This window comes from Halarchaeum acidiphilum MH1-52-1, assembly GCF_000474235.1.
GTDB classification, from domain to species: Archaea; Halobacteriota; Halobacteria; order Halobacteriales; family Halobacteriaceae; genus Halarchaeum; species Halarchaeum acidiphilum.
In genome coordinates this window covers 1-12,487 of the sequence record NZ_BATA01000008.1, presented here as the reverse complement: position 1 = coordinate 12,487, position 12,487 = coordinate 1, and the positions used below count along the sequence as shown (strand labels likewise).

Here is a 12,487-nt window from a genome sequence, read left to right as displayed (position 1 = left end):
GCCGGTGACGGACGGGTCGAGACCGTCGTCCCGGCGGGCATCGTGGAACCCCGAGAGGGCGTCCCACACCGGGAGCCGAGCGGTACACGTCAGGACGGCGCTCATCTCGGGGGGATCGTCACGGAGCCAGAACCCCCACCCGCCACGGATCAGCGATCGAGACCGGCGTCGAGGAGGTCGGAGGGCGTCGCGTCGCGCAGTTCGAGATCGTAGTGCGCCCGCACGACTGGCGCGTCGACGTCCACGAGGTCGTCGAGGTCCACCGGCGTCCCCGCGACGACGACGTCCGGGTCCGCGGCGTCGATCGTCGCCGCCAGATCGGCGAGTTGGTCGTCGCTGTACCCCATCGCGGGGAGGACGCGATCGAGGTGGTCGTACTCGTCGAGGACGTCGGCGATCTCGCCGACCGCGTACGGCTCGGGATCGACGAGCGACGCCGCGCCCCCGTCCGCAGCGGCGACGTATCCCGCGCCGTGGGACGCCCCGCCGTGCGTGAGCGTCGGGCCGTCCTCGACGACGAGCGCGTCGCGATCCGCGATTCGCTCGGGGTCGTCCGCGTGCACGACGGAGTCGCTGTGGTGGATCGGTGCGTCCGCCGGTGCGAGGCGCGCGGCGACGTCGCTCGCCGTCTCGACCGCCTCGTCGCTCGCGGCGTTCTCCTTCGTCACGAGGACGGCGTCCGCGCGCCGGAGGTTCGCCTCGCCGGGGTGGTAGCGCTCGCCGTGGTCGGGCCGCAGGGCGTCGACGAGCACGACGTGGTAGTCCGGGACCGCGAACGCGAACTCGTTGTTCCCGCCGTCCCAGACGATCGCGTCCGCCTCCTCGCTCGCCCGATCGAACACCGCGCGGTAGTCGACGCCCGCGTAGACGACGTGCCCCGCCGCGACGTGGTCCTCGTACTCCTCGCGTTCCTCGACGGTGAGACCGTCGAGATCCGCCTCGGTCGCGAAGCGCTCGACGCGCTTCGCCGTGAGGTCGCCGTACGGCATCGGCTCGCGAACGACCGCGACGTCGCGTCCCCGAGAGTCGAGTTCGTCCGCGAACGCCTGCGAGAGCGCCGACTTCCCGCAGCCCGTGCGCACGGCGTTCACGGCGACGACCGGGACGTCGACGTCCAACTGGATTGTGTCGGGACCGAGGATCCCGAAGTCCGCGCCCGCGGCGAGCGCGCGCGAGGCCGCGTGCATCACGTCCTCGTGCGCGACGTCCGAGTAGGCGAACAGCACGAGGTCGGCGTCGCGCTCGGTGACCGTCGCCGCCAGATCGGCTCGGGAACGATCGGGATCGATCCCGTCCCCTCGGGAGTCAACTCGGCGGGGAAGTCGGCGAAGCCCTCCGCCGCCGTCTCGCCGAGGTTCTGGCCCGGTGCGCGCGTGAACGCGACCACCTCGCGCTCGGGGTCGTCGCGCAGTTCGACGAAGTAGTCGTGGAAGTCCCGTCCGGCGGCGCCCATCACGACGACGCGTTCGGTCATGTCCGGGTTCACGGACGCGCGTCCGAAAAGCGTGTCCGCCGGACGCCCCGCGCAAGCGGCGGCGATGCCGACGGGCTAGACGAGGAGGAACGTCGGGAGGTAGAGCGCGGCGACGACGAGACCGGTTCGGCGTCCCATCGTGGGACGGAGGGCGAAGACGGCGACGACGAGGGCCGAGACGGCGAGCATGTAGCCGCCGGCGAGAGGATACGGTGGACGTGGGCGACGTGGAGACCGCCGACGGCGGCGCCGAAGCCGAGGCTGAACAGGGGGTCGGTGACGTTCGAGCCGAGGAGCGTGCCGACGGCGATGCCGGATTCGCCCTCGCGGACGGCCTGAAGCGCGACGACGATCTCGGGGATCGTCGTCCCGAGACCGGTGATCGCGCCGACGAAGTAGGAGGGGAGACCGACGGCGAGCGCGAACGCACGTCCCTCGGTGACGAGGAGGTGGCCCCCGACGAGGACGAGCGCGAGACCGCAGGCGAGCCACGCGACGGCGCGGCGGGGTTCGTGGATGCCGTCGTGGTCGGTCGCGTGATCGGCGAAGTCGGTGCGATCGACCACGACGGCGAGGAACCCGAGGTAGCACGCGCACATCACGACCCCCTCGACGCGCGTGACGACGCCGGAGACGGTGACGGCGAGCATGACTGCCATCGCGCCGAGCATCCCGCCGCCGTAGACGGCGAGGCGGTTTCGGGGGACGGTGAGCGGCGAGACGACGGCGACGAGACCGATACCGAGCGTTATCTGGGCGGTCGCGGAGCCGACGATGTGGCCGACCGCGAGCGTGCCGGCCCCGTAGAGCGCGGCGTACGCGGCGGTCGCGATCTCGGGGACGCTGGAGCCGACGGCGACGACGGTGACGCCGACGAAGAGCGCGCTGACACCGGCGTGTTCGGCGAGCCCCGCGGCCGCGGCGACGACGCGGTCGGCGCCGTAGACGAGCGCGAGGAGGCCGGCCGAGAGGAGCGCGAGCGAGGTGAGCACGGACTACTCGTCGAAGTCGAGGTCGGCCTCGACGGTCGAGAGGTCGTCCTCGGCGAGGCCGCGCTGGATGGCGCGCACGAGGTTCTCGACGTCGTCCGGATCGACGTCGATGGTGAGTTCGAGACCGACGGCGACCGAACTCTGCGAGGCGGCCTCGACGCGGCCGGGGAGGTACGCGCCCCGGTCGGTGCGGTCGAGGACGCCCGCCCACGTCCAGAGATCGAGGAGCGTGCGGAGACCGACGCGGACGCGCTCGCGATCGGGGTCGTGGCCGGCGAGACCGGCGAGAACCGGGAGGAGGTCGGTGGCGCTCATCGGCTCGCCGTCGAGGAGCGCGCGGACGCGTCGCGTCGGCGCCCACTCCGCGAGGAGGTCGCGGAAGGCCGCGCGGGCGTCGGCCTGCCGGTCGTTCGCGAGCGCGGCGGCGAGGTCGGCCCCGCGCTCTGTGAGGCGGTGGTCGCGGCCGTCCACGTCCAGCACGCCGACGTCGGCGAGGAACGCCGTCTGTCTGCTCACGGCGTCGCTGATACCGGTCGCGTCCTCGACGGCGCTCGTCTGCGTCGCCCCCTCGCTCGCGCCAGCGGCGTACCAGCCGGCGACGACGGTGCACAGCGTCTCCCGGCTCACGCCCTTCGGTATCGGGTGATCGCTCACGAGGGAAGGAGGACCGTGGACGGCAAAAAGCCCGCGGGCCGGGGCGGCTCGCACGTCACTCGGAGGCGGTGGTCGTCGCGGATCGCTCGACGCCCTCGCCGGCGATCGGGTAGCCGCTTCGACGCCACGGCTGAAACCCGCCGTCGACGGCGTACACCTCGTCGTAGTCGTTCGCGAGGAGGGCCGCGGCCGCCGGGGACCGAGGTGGCGCTCGCCCCCGCCGTAGCAGACGATCCGATCGCCCCCCGGCCAGTAGGGGGCGGGGTCGCAGTCGGTCGATCCGGAGGCGGGGCTGTTCACGGCACCGTAGACGTGCGCGCGGTCGTACGCGTCGCGCCCGCGGGCGTCGGCGAACCGGGCGGCGCCGCGGCGCCACCAGTAGTGCGCCACGTCGACGGGGGCGAGCCGGACGTCGGTGCCGTCGACGGTCGCGACGGGGAAGGAGCCGGGATCGACGTCGCGGGCGGGCGGCGTCTCGCTCACCGCGGGCGGGATGCCGTCGGTCGGGTCGTCGTCGGCCGGCAGGTCGCCGCGGTTCGCGGCGAAAGAGGCGGGGACGCCGCATCCCTCCGGGGGATCGTCACCGATACCGCTGTGGTCGGAGAGCGCGCTACAGCCGGTGAGTCCGGCGAGACCGGCGACGCTCAGGGCAGCGAGGTAGTCGCGTCGGTCCATACGTCGGCTCAGGAAGGACGGAAGGGAAACGGTTTCGGGACGGCGGCGAATATCGTGCTACTGAGTGGCACGCTACCGGTCTTCAGAAGACCATTTAGGCCGCGACGGCCTTCGACACCGCAATGGGTTACAAGATCGGTCTCGTGGGGAAGCCCTCCGTCGGCAAGTCCTCCTTCTTCAACGCGGCGACGATGAACGACGTCCCCGAGGGCGCCTACCCCTTCACGACCATCGATCCCGCGGTCGGCGAGGCGTACGTTCGCACGGACTGCGCGGCCCCCGAGTTCGACGAGGAGTGCGCGCCGAACGCGGGCTACTGCGAGGACGGCAAGCGCTTCGTGCCGACGAAGCTCGTCGACGTCGCCGGTCTCATCCCCGGCGCGCACGAGGGGAAGGGACTCGGCAATCAGTTCCTCACCGACCTCAACGAGGCGGACGTCCTCGTCCACATCGTGGACTTCTCCGGGAAGACGGACGCGGAGGGCGAACCCACCGAGGGCCACGATCCCCGCGACGACATCGACTTCCTCGAGGAGGAACTCGATCAGTGGTATCTGGGCATCCTCCGGAAGGGCATCGAGCGCTTCGAGACCGCGCACACCACCGAGACCGAACTCGAAGTCGAACTCGCCGAGCAGATGAGCGCGTTCGGCACGAACAAGGACGAGATCAAGCAGATCATCCTCGGGGAGGGTCTCGCTCTCGATCCCGGGACGTGGGACGAGGACGACGAACTCGCACTCGCGCGCGCCATCCGCGAGCGCACGAAGCCGATGGTCGTCGCCGCGAACAAGCTCGACACGCCCGAGGGACAGGCGAACTACGAGGAGATCACGAACGATCCCGACTACGAGGACGTCACCATCGTCCCCGTGAGCGTCCACGCGGAGAAGGCGCTGAAGAACGCGGCCGAGCAGGGCGTCGTCGACTACACGCCCGGCGACGACGACTTCGAGATCGTCGCGGACGTCTCGGCGGAGCAAGAGCAGGGCCTCGAGGAGATCCGCGAGTTCGTGACGTCGTTCGGCGGAACGGGCGTCCAGCGGGCCTTGGAGACCGCTCTCTTCGAGGAACTCGGGCTGAAGGCGATCTTCACGGGCGACGCGAGCCTCAACTGGACGCAGGGTCCGTTCCCGGACGTCTTCCTCCTCCCACAGGACGCGACGGCCGAGGACTTCGCCTACGCCATCCACTCGGACATCGGCGAGGGGTTCCTCCACGGGATCGACTGTCGCTCGAAGCGCCAGCTCGGCAAGGACACCGTCCTCGACCACAACGCCGTCGTCGAGGTCGTCACGACGAACTAGTCGTCAGCGGACACGGCCGCCGCGGTCGCGTCCGATCCGACTGGGAGCGTGTCGAAGTCGACAAGGTCGAGCGCGAAGGTCTCGTCGGCCGCCGTCCGGAGGTCGAACCATCGGAGGTCGAACTCGACGCCGCTTCGCGCCCCCGCCAGTGACGGTGACGGTGACGGTGTGCGTCCACGCGTCGCGCGGTGACTCGCCGAGTTCGACGGTCCCCTTCGGAATCTGGCCGTCGTCGTGTCCCGGTCCCTCGAACGCGGGGCGTTCGTCGCCGTTTCGGGAGACGTACGCGCAGGCTTTCCCGACGACGTCAGATCTGTGCTAGTCGCACCCACCTGTGGTGGAGAATACACGTAGTTCTACCGCTGACCGGAACAGGAGGGCGGACGCCGGCGTCGCGGCAGGCCGGCGGCAACTCGCCGTAGGGCCGGCGACTCAGACGAGGCGCGCGAACGCGAGGTCGCCGCTCGTGTTCTTGATGTACGCGCGGACGGTCTGGCCCTCACGGCGCCCGGGACGAAGACGGTGTAGCGGCCGCGTTCGGCGACGCCGTCGCCCTTCCGGCCCGTGCCGGTGATCTCCAGTTCGTAGGTCTTGCCGGACTCGACGGTCTCGCGGACGGTGCGCGTCGCGTTCGTCTTCTTCTGGACGGGACGGAACGCCCCGCAGGCCGTACAGCGCAGCATGTCGACGCCGTCCTCGGTCGTGAGGCGGGTGTCGGGGCGGCCGCACTCGGAGCAGGTGACGAACTCCGCGACGTAGGCGTCGATGGCGTCGTCGAAGTCCGCGACGGAGAACGAGCCGTTGTAGCGGGCGCGCTGGCCGTCGAACTGGCCGTTCGTCCCGAGTTCGCGCTGGACGTTCCGGAAGAGGTGGTCGGGTTCGCGCGACACCGCGTTCGCGATGGCGCGAACGTTCGTGAGGCGGGTGAACGCGCCGTCCGTCTCGCCCTCAGGGTCGGGGATGGTCAGGCGGGCGTCGGCCTCGGCGGGGCGCTCGGGGAGGGCGTCGAACGCCCGGTCCAGCGCGATCTGGTAGTCCATACGTCACTGAGGCGACGGGCGCGTAAAGCACCTCCGAGTGCTGTGGTAGCAAGTGAGTCGGACACTCACTCCGCGTCGAACAGCGGGCTGTCCTCGCCGGGGACGAGGGTGTTGAGCACCAGCGCGGTGAGCGCGGTGACGATGACGGGTTCGGTGAGGAACGTCCGCGCGGCGCGCGGGAGACCGCCGAGCGCCTCGGGGGTGGTCGCGACGCCGAGACCGAGACCGAGCGAGACGGCGAGTACGACCATGTTCCGCCGATCGAGCGTGACGTCGAGCGTGATGAGGCGCGCGCCGCTCGCGGCGACCATGCCGGCCATCAGGAGGACCGCGCCGCCGAAGACGGCGCTCGGGATGGTGGTGACGAGCGCGCCGATCTTCGGGCTGAGGCCGAGCACGGCGAGGATGACGCCGGCGACGCCGACGACGTGGCGACTCATGACTCCGGTGAAGTTGATGATGCCGGCGTTCTGCGAGAAGGAGGTGACGGGAAATGCGCCGAAGATTCCGCCTACCGAACTCATCAGGCCGTCGGTGAAGAGGCCGCCGCGGAACTCCTCGTCCGTGGGCGTGCGGCCCTCGGCGGCGGTGACGCTCGACATGTCGCCGACGGTCTCCATCGCGGAGACGAGGAAGAGGAAGGCGAAAGTGACGATCGGAACGGGGTGGAAGGAGAAGCCGAAGCGTCCGACGCGCGGGATCGCGAGCCACGGTTGGGCGGCGACGGCGTCGAAGGTGAGGAGGCCGGGGGCGACGCCGGTGACGGTGAGCGCGAACGCGGCGACGTAGCCGACGGCGATGGCGACGAGTGTGCTGAGGAGGCGCGTGATACCGCGCGTGAAGAGGTTGAGGACGACGGCGACGAGGAGGACGAGCGCCGCGAGCGCGAGGTTGTACGGGGCGCCGTAGTGCGCGCTCCCCGCGCCGCCGGCGGCGTCGTTCATCGCCGAGGGGACGAGGTAGAGCCCGATGATGACGACGACGAGACCGGTGACGAGCGGCGGGAAGTAGGGCTTGATGCGCTCGAACTGCCAGCCGATGAGACCCTCGACGAGCCAGCCGGTGACGAGGATGGCGCCGAAGACGGCGCCGAGGCCGTAGTTCACGCCGACCGTGGAGGCCGCGCCGACGAAGGTGAAGCTCGTCCCCATGACGACGGGGAGTTTCGCGCCGACGGAACCGACCGTGTAGGCCTGCACGACCGTCGCGAGGCCGGAGAACAGCAGCACCATCTGGACGATGTACGCGGTCGCGTCGCCCAGCCCCACCGCACCGCCGACGATGTACGCGACGGCGGTCGCTGGCACGATCATCACGGCGACGTGCTGGAGGGCGAGCAGGAGCGAGCGCGGCCACGGCGGCCGGTCGTCGAGACCGTACTCGATGTCGATTTCGGGGTCCGTCTCGGACGCCATGTATCTCGTCCGTGCCCGCTCGATCCGATAAGCGTTGCGTGTTCGACCCTACTTCACCGACCTATTTCTCCAATTGTATGCATGTACGTGCTCACTCGTGGACGGTGACGCCGGTCTCGTCCACGGTGATGTCGAGGAGGCTCGTCGCCTCGTAGTCGGTGTCGTCGAGCGCGGAGGGCCCGACCTTCCGGAGCGCGACGACGATGTCCGTGATCTCCGCGCCGATGTCGTCGAGCGCGTCCGTGATGGCGGCGAGCGTGCCGCCCGTCGAGAGCAGGTCGTCGAGGATCAGGACGCGATCCCCCTCCTCCACGTCGTTGATGAACATCTCGGACTCCGAGTAGCCCGTCTCCTGATGGAGCGCGACCTCGCCCTCCAAGCCGTACTCGCGCTTGCGGATGACGACGAGCGGCACGTCCGTCTGGAGCGAGACGGCGGTCGCGATGTGGATACCCATGGCCTCGGGGGCGACGATCTTGTCCACGTCGAGGTCGGCGGCGCGCGTCACGCCGACGACGACCTCGCGGAGCAGCGCGGGTTCGAGCATCGGCACGCCGTTGCTGATCGGGTGGACGAGGTAGTGGTAGCCGTCCTTGTCGATGATCGGGGCCTCGTGGAGCGACTCGCGCAGGCGTTCCATGTCGCCCGTTCGGCGAAAGGCGGGAAAAACCGTTCGCTCCGCGCGTCCGGCGTCGTTCGATCCCCATCGCGGAACGCCGACGCGACCGAGTTCCGCGACGAGGCCCGGATCGAGATCCCCATCGCGATCCGTACAGCCGGGACTAGCCGAGCGACCGTCGGAGCGTCCGCCAGCGGTTTGTACCTCGCGGCGGTAGCGGCCCGCGTGAGCCTCCTCGGGACGGGCGACTACTGGCTGACTCGCTTCCTCTTCCAGCGCGGTCTCGCGATTCTCTACCTCCTCGCCTTCCTCGTCGCCGCGCGCCAGTTCCGCCCGCTCGTCGGCGAGGACGGTCTCCTCCCGCTCTCCGAGTACGCCGAGCGCGCCGCGTTCGCCGAGCGTCCGAGCCTCTTTCACCTGTATCCCGACGACCGCGTCGTCGGCGTCGCCGCGTGGACCGGCGTCGGTCTCGCCGCGCTCGCCGTCACCGGCGTCCCGAACGTCCTCGGCGCGTACGCCGTGCCGGCGTCGATGGCGCTCTGGGCCGCGATGTGGGTCCTCTACCTCTCCTTCGTCAACGCCGGCCGCGTCTTTTATGGGTACGGCTGGGAGTCGATGCTCCTCGAAACCGGCTTCCTCGCGATCTTCCTCGGCGCGGGCGCGAGCGCGCCACCCGAGATCATCGTCTGGCTCCTGCGCTGGCTGCTCTTTCGCAACATGTTCGGCGCCGGTCTCATCAAGCTGCGCGGCGACGACTGCTGGCGCGACCTGACGGCGATGGACGACCACTACGAGACCCAGCCGATGCCGAACCCCGGCAGTTGGTTCGCCCACCACCTCCCCGCGCGGTTCCACCGCGTCGAGGTGCTCGGCAACCACGTCGTCGAGCTCGCGGTGCCGTTCCTCTACTTCGCGCCGCAGCCGTACGCGGCGCTCGGCGGCGCGCTCACGATCGGCTTCCAGCTCTGGCTCATGGGCACCGGGAACTTCGCGTGGCTGAACGCCCTGACGATCGTGCAGGCCGTCGCGACACTCGACGACGGCGTCCTCGCGCCCGTCCTCCCGGTCGGCGTCCCGACGGCCGCGCCGACGCCCGCGTACCAGACCTACGCCGCGTTCGTCGTCGCCGCCGCGATCCTCGTCCTCAGCGTCCGCCCCGCGCGGAACCTCCTCTCCGAGTCCCAGACGATGAATCGGGGATTCGACCCGCTGCACCTCGTCAACACCTACGGCGCGTTCGGCTCGATCACGAGCACCCGATACCAGCTCGTCGTCGAGGGCACGCGCGAGGCCGACCCCGACGAGGGCGACTGGACGGCCTACGGGTGGAAGGGGCAACCGGACGCGGTCGGGGAGCGCCCGATGCAGTGGGCGCCCTATCACCTCCGCCTCGACTGGCAGCTCTGGTTCGCGGCGATGCGTCCCCGACCGGGCCGGCGCCAGCGCTGGCTCTATCGCCTCTTGGACCGCCTCTTGGAGGGCGACCCGGCGACGCGCTCGCTCCTCGGCGACGACCCGTTCGGCGACGACCCGCCGGAGCGCGTGCGCGTGGTGCGCTATCGCTACCGATACACGACGCCGGCGGAGCGCGCGGAGACGAGCGACTGGTGGCGCCGCGAGCGCGTCGGGACGTACGTGTCCGCCAGCGACGCCGGCGACCTCGCGTCGCGACGGGACCGCCGGCGGATCGATCGCTACTGAGGGGCGACAGACACAACCGGCGGGGCGCCGTCGCCCCCGACGTGGAACGCTTCGTCCGCCTCGTCGTCGCCGGCGGCATCGCGCTCGTCGTCGGACTCTGGGGATCACACGCGCTCGCGTGGCCTGCCGCGGCACTCGGCGCCCTCGTCGCGCTCTGCGGTCTCTGCGCGCTCGGCGCCGGAATCGCGAGCGAGATCGAGCGGTAGCGGCGCTCGACGCGTCCCGAACGCCGTCCGGAAGTCGGATCGGGACCGCGATCCCCGTCCTCAGCGGCCGTCCCGCCTCACACCGCGTCGGACTCGCGCGCGGCGACGTCGACGCTCGCGAACTCGAAGCGGGCACCGCCGTCCTCGCTCTCGACGAGCGAGACCGACCAGCCGTGCGCGTCGGCGATCTCCCGGACGATGTTAAGCCCGAATCCGGTGCCTCCCTCGGCGGTCGTGTAGCCGACGTCGAACACCCGCTCGCGCTCGGACTCGGGGATTCCGGGACCGTCGTCGGCGACGTAGAAGCCGTCGGCCGTCGGCCCGACCGTAACGGTGACGTCGTCGGCGCCGTGTTCGATCGCGTTCCGAAAGAGGTTCTCGAGGAGCTGGCGCAACCGACTGCGATCGCAGGAGACGAGACCGAGATCGCCGTCGATCCGGAGCGACGCCGCGGACGTACCGGCCGTCGACCACGCGCGCTCGACGACGTCGCGGAAGACGACGCGCTCGAACTCGTCGACGGCATCGCCCTGTCTGGCGAGCGTGAGGATGTCGTCGATGAGGTCGTTCATTCGAGCCAGAGCCGACTCGACGCGATCGAAGTGCTCGTCGTCGCCGGTCTCGCGCGCGAGATCGAGGAACCCCTCGGCGACGTTCAACGGGCTTCGGAGGTCGTGGGAGACGACGGCCGCGAACTCCTCCAAGCGCTCGTTCTGTCGCGCGAGCTCGCGCTCACGCTCCGCGAGACGGTCGCGCGCCTCGATGGACGTGACGGCGTGGCCGATGGAGTCACCGAGTTCGGAGAGCACCTCGCACTCGCGCTCGTCGAAGACCTCCGGCCGGTCGGCGTAGATGCTGAAGAAGCCGTAGACGGTGTCGTCGTGCGCGATCGGGACGACGGCGAGCGACTCGACGCCGAGGCGCTCGAACATGTCCCACCACGGCTTCATCGATGGATCGGCGTAGACGTCCTCGACGCGCTGGATCTCACCGGTCTTGATCGCGCGTCCGCCGGCACCCCGCCCGGTCGGCGCGTCGTCGGTGGTGACGTCGATCGACTCGACGTACGCCTCGGAAAGCCCCGCCGACGCGACCGGATTGACGGCTCCGTCGTCGGGATCGTACTGCCCGATCCAGACGCCGTCGTAGAGATCGGAGCTGACGAGGCGCTCGCAGACCGCGCGGGCGAGGACGTCGCGGTCGGTCACGTTCACGATCTCCTGCGTCGCGATCCGCAGCGTCTCGTTGATCCGATTGAGTCGCCGGATGGAACGCTGCTGATCGAGGCGTCGCGCGTCGTAGATGCCGACGAGCACCCCGAGGAGGACGCCGAACGGGATGACGCTGAAGAGCTCTCCGGTCGGATCGAACGCCGGCGACCACGGAACGTGGAGGAGGACGCCCGCCATGATCCACGCGTTCAACGACGCGACGGCGATGATGCCCGCGACCATCCACAGGAGCACGCGATCGACGAACCGCGGCGGTACGAACTGCCCCCGCGCGATCCCGATACCGGTCAGCCCCACCCCGATCGAGGCGACGAACGGGACGACGGACAGCACGGCGTACACCGGATCACCGGCGAGCGTGTACACGTCGTGGAGATGGATCGCGGCGAGTGTGAACCCGACGGCCGTCGAGACTGCCCCGCCAGTCCGCGTCGAGAACCCGGTCATCCAGCGGGAGCTACGCCCTCCACAGTTATGAAAGCTTCAAGCCGGAGTCCCCGACGACAGATATCAACCGCCTCGGGGGCAAGTGGTTCGAGACGCCGACGGCGTCTCGTCATGGCGGGAAATCGAAGAGTTCCCGCTTGCAGCCAGAAACCATCGGTTTCTGGCGACATCACGAGGGGGCGAATCCCTCTCGGACGACCCCGTGACATCCGCCTCGTACCGCCCGTGAAACGTCGTTCGGCACGGCCGGGGTTCATCCGCCCGATCGGACCGTGGGGCGTTTCGAACGAAGCGAACCGAGCGAACCGCCCCGTCGCGAACCGCGACGGCTCGACGCTCGGGATCCCGCGTTCGTCAGCGCGAGGCGTGTGTCGACGGACTCCGCATCGGATTCGCGGAGATCGGCGGCCTCGGCACTCACGACTCACAATCTATCCATAGCGACTGTGCTTAGCGGCTCTATCGAAGCCGCTCGTTCCGTTACTGCTCGTCCAACGTCCGGATACCGCGCTCCACGACCGCCTCGGTCACGAAGAGACTCGTCTCCCGCTGGAGCGCCCGCATACGCGATGCCGCTTCGTCTCCGTCGAGCAACCCGCGTAGCCGAGCACGATGACGCCGATAGAACCGTGTACTTCGACGCCCGCGTCGGATGCCGCCTCTCGGGCGGCGAGGTCGTCGGTCAGGAGAACGACTCCCCGCTCTATGACATCCTCCCCGGCGTG

10 protein-coding genes and 3 pseudogenes are annotated in these 12,487 nt (G+C 70.0%); 3 read left to right on the top strand and 10 right to left on the bottom strand.

The annotated features are described in order from the left end of the window. Nucleotides 1–149: 149 nt before the first annotated feature. From AOZ13_RS02540 to AOZ13_RS02530, 4 genes are read right to left on the bottom strand one after another with little or no spacing between them, the layout of a single operon-like run. Complete coding sequence (locus AOZ13_RS02540) at nucleotides 150–1,226, bottom strand: GTPase (protein ID WP_199897059.1); 1,077 nt, start codon at nucleotides 1,224–1,226, stop codon at nucleotides 150–152. Continuing rightward, entirely contained in the window at nucleotides 1,187–1,474 is a 288-nt protein-coding gene (locus AOZ13_RS14360) for a hypothetical protein (RefSeq protein ID WP_021779729.1), read from the bottom strand. The genes AOZ13_RS02540 and AOZ13_RS14360 overlap by 40 nt, the downstream gene beginning before the upstream one ends. Before the next feature lie 8 nt (nucleotides 1,475–1,482). After that, entirely contained in the window at nucleotides 1,483–2,466 is a 984-nt protein-coding gene (locus tag AOZ13_RS02535; protein ID WP_234402811.1) for a sodium:calcium antiporter, read from the bottom strand. 3 nt (nucleotides 2,467–2,469) lie between these two features. Continuing rightward, the gene (locus AOZ13_RS02530; protein ID WP_021779727.1) at nucleotides 2,470–3,795 is read right to left on the bottom strand and encodes a hypothetical protein; all 1,326 of its coding nucleotides are present in this window, start codon (nucleotides 3,793–3,795) and stop codon (nucleotides 2,470–2,472) included. 122 nt (nucleotides 3,796–3,917) lie between these two features. Between AOZ13_RS02530 and AOZ13_RS02525 the strand changes: the two genes are divergently transcribed. Then, the gene (locus tag AOZ13_RS02525; protein WP_020222389.1) at nucleotides 3,918–5,102 is read left to right on the top strand and encodes a redox-regulated ATPase YchF; all 1,185 of its coding nucleotides are present in this window, start codon (nucleotides 3,918–3,920) and stop codon (nucleotides 5,100–5,102) included. Here the strand turns inward: AOZ13_RS02525 and AOZ13_RS15590 are convergent. From AOZ13_RS15590 to hpt, 4 genes and pseudogenes are all read right to left on the bottom strand, one after another. Next, a pseudogene (locus tag AOZ13_RS15590) lies at nucleotides 5,099–5,414 on the bottom strand (hypothetical protein); the annotation flags it as partial. The gene AOZ13_RS02525 and the pseudogene AOZ13_RS15590 sit on opposite strands and share 4 nt — an antisense overlap. A 120-nt stretch (nucleotides 5,415–5,534) precedes the next feature. After that, nucleotides 5,535–6,142: pseudogene (locus tag AOZ13_RS02515) on the bottom strand (translation initiation factor IF-2 subunit beta). Between the two features lie 65 nt (nucleotides 6,143–6,207). Continuing rightward, on the bottom strand, nucleotides 6,208–7,557 hold the full coding sequence (locus AOZ13_RS02510; protein WP_021779725.1) for a uracil-xanthine permease family protein: 1,350 nt from the start codon (nucleotides 7,555–7,557) through the stop codon (nucleotides 6,208–6,210). A gap of 91 nt (nucleotides 7,558–7,648) precedes the next feature. Then, nucleotides 7,649–8,197, bottom strand: coding sequence for a hypoxanthine/guanine phosphoribosyltransferase (gene hpt / locus AOZ13_RS02505; protein WP_020222436.1), 549 nt, complete (start codon nucleotides 8,195–8,197; stop codon nucleotides 7,649–7,651). 204 nt (nucleotides 8,198–8,401) lie between these two features. Between hpt and AOZ13_RS02500 the strand changes: the two genes are divergently transcribed. Together AOZ13_RS02500 and AOZ13_RS14145 are read left to right on the top strand one after the other, a co-directional pair. Continuing rightward, entirely contained in the window at nucleotides 8,402–9,877 is a 1,476-nt protein-coding gene (locus AOZ13_RS02500) for a lipase maturation factor family protein (RefSeq protein WP_044958210.1), read from the top strand. Between the two features lie 41 nt (nucleotides 9,878–9,918). Further along, nucleotides 9,919–10,083: a hypothetical protein gene (locus AOZ13_RS14145; protein WP_020222438.1), complete on the top strand. Its 165-nt coding sequence runs from the start codon at nucleotides 9,919–9,921 to the stop codon at nucleotides 10,081–10,083. 77 nt (nucleotides 10,084–10,160) lie between these two features. On the opposite strand, the gene AOZ13_RS02495 is transcribed toward AOZ13_RS14145, so the two are convergent. Both AOZ13_RS02495 and AOZ13_RS15585 read right to left on the bottom strand, forming a co-directional pair. Next, the gene (locus tag AOZ13_RS02495) at nucleotides 10,161–11,762 is read right to left on the bottom strand and encodes a receiver/sensor box histidine kinase (protein WP_049933740.1); all 1,602 of its coding nucleotides are present in this window, start codon (nucleotides 11,760–11,762) and stop codon (nucleotides 10,161–10,163) included. Nucleotides 11,763–12,242: 480 nt separating this feature from the next. Continuing rightward, a pseudogene (locus tag AOZ13_RS15585) lies at nucleotides 12,243–12,487 on the bottom strand (nucleic acid-binding protein); the annotation flags it as partial.

What these genes read in the sequence shown, in the direction of transcription:
- AOZ13_RS14360 (WP_021779729.1), bottom strand. Translation starts at nt 1,474, where the DNA reads ATGACCGAACGCGTCGTCGTGATGGGCGCCGCCGGACGGGACTTCCAC.
- AOZ13_RS02530 (WP_021779727.1), bottom strand. Translation starts at nt 3,795, where the DNA reads ATGGACCGACGCGACTACCTCGCTGCCCTGAGCGTCGCCGGTCTCGCC.
- AOZ13_RS02525 (WP_020222389.1), top strand. Translation starts at nt 3,918, where the DNA reads ATGGGTTACAAGATCGGTCTCGTGGGGAAGCCCTCCGTCGGCAAGTCC.
- AOZ13_RS02510 (WP_021779725.1), bottom strand. Translation starts at nt 7,557, where the DNA reads ATGGCGTCCGAGACGGACCCCGAAATCGACATCGAGTACGGTCTCGAC.
- hpt (WP_020222436.1), bottom strand. Translation starts at nt 8,197, where the DNA reads ATGGAACGCCTGCGCGAGTCGCTCCACGAGGCCCCGATCATCGACAAG.
- AOZ13_RS02495 (WP_049933740.1), bottom strand. Translation starts at nt 11,762, where the DNA reads ATGACCGGGTTCTCGACGCGGACTGGCGGGGCAGTCTCGACGGCCGTC.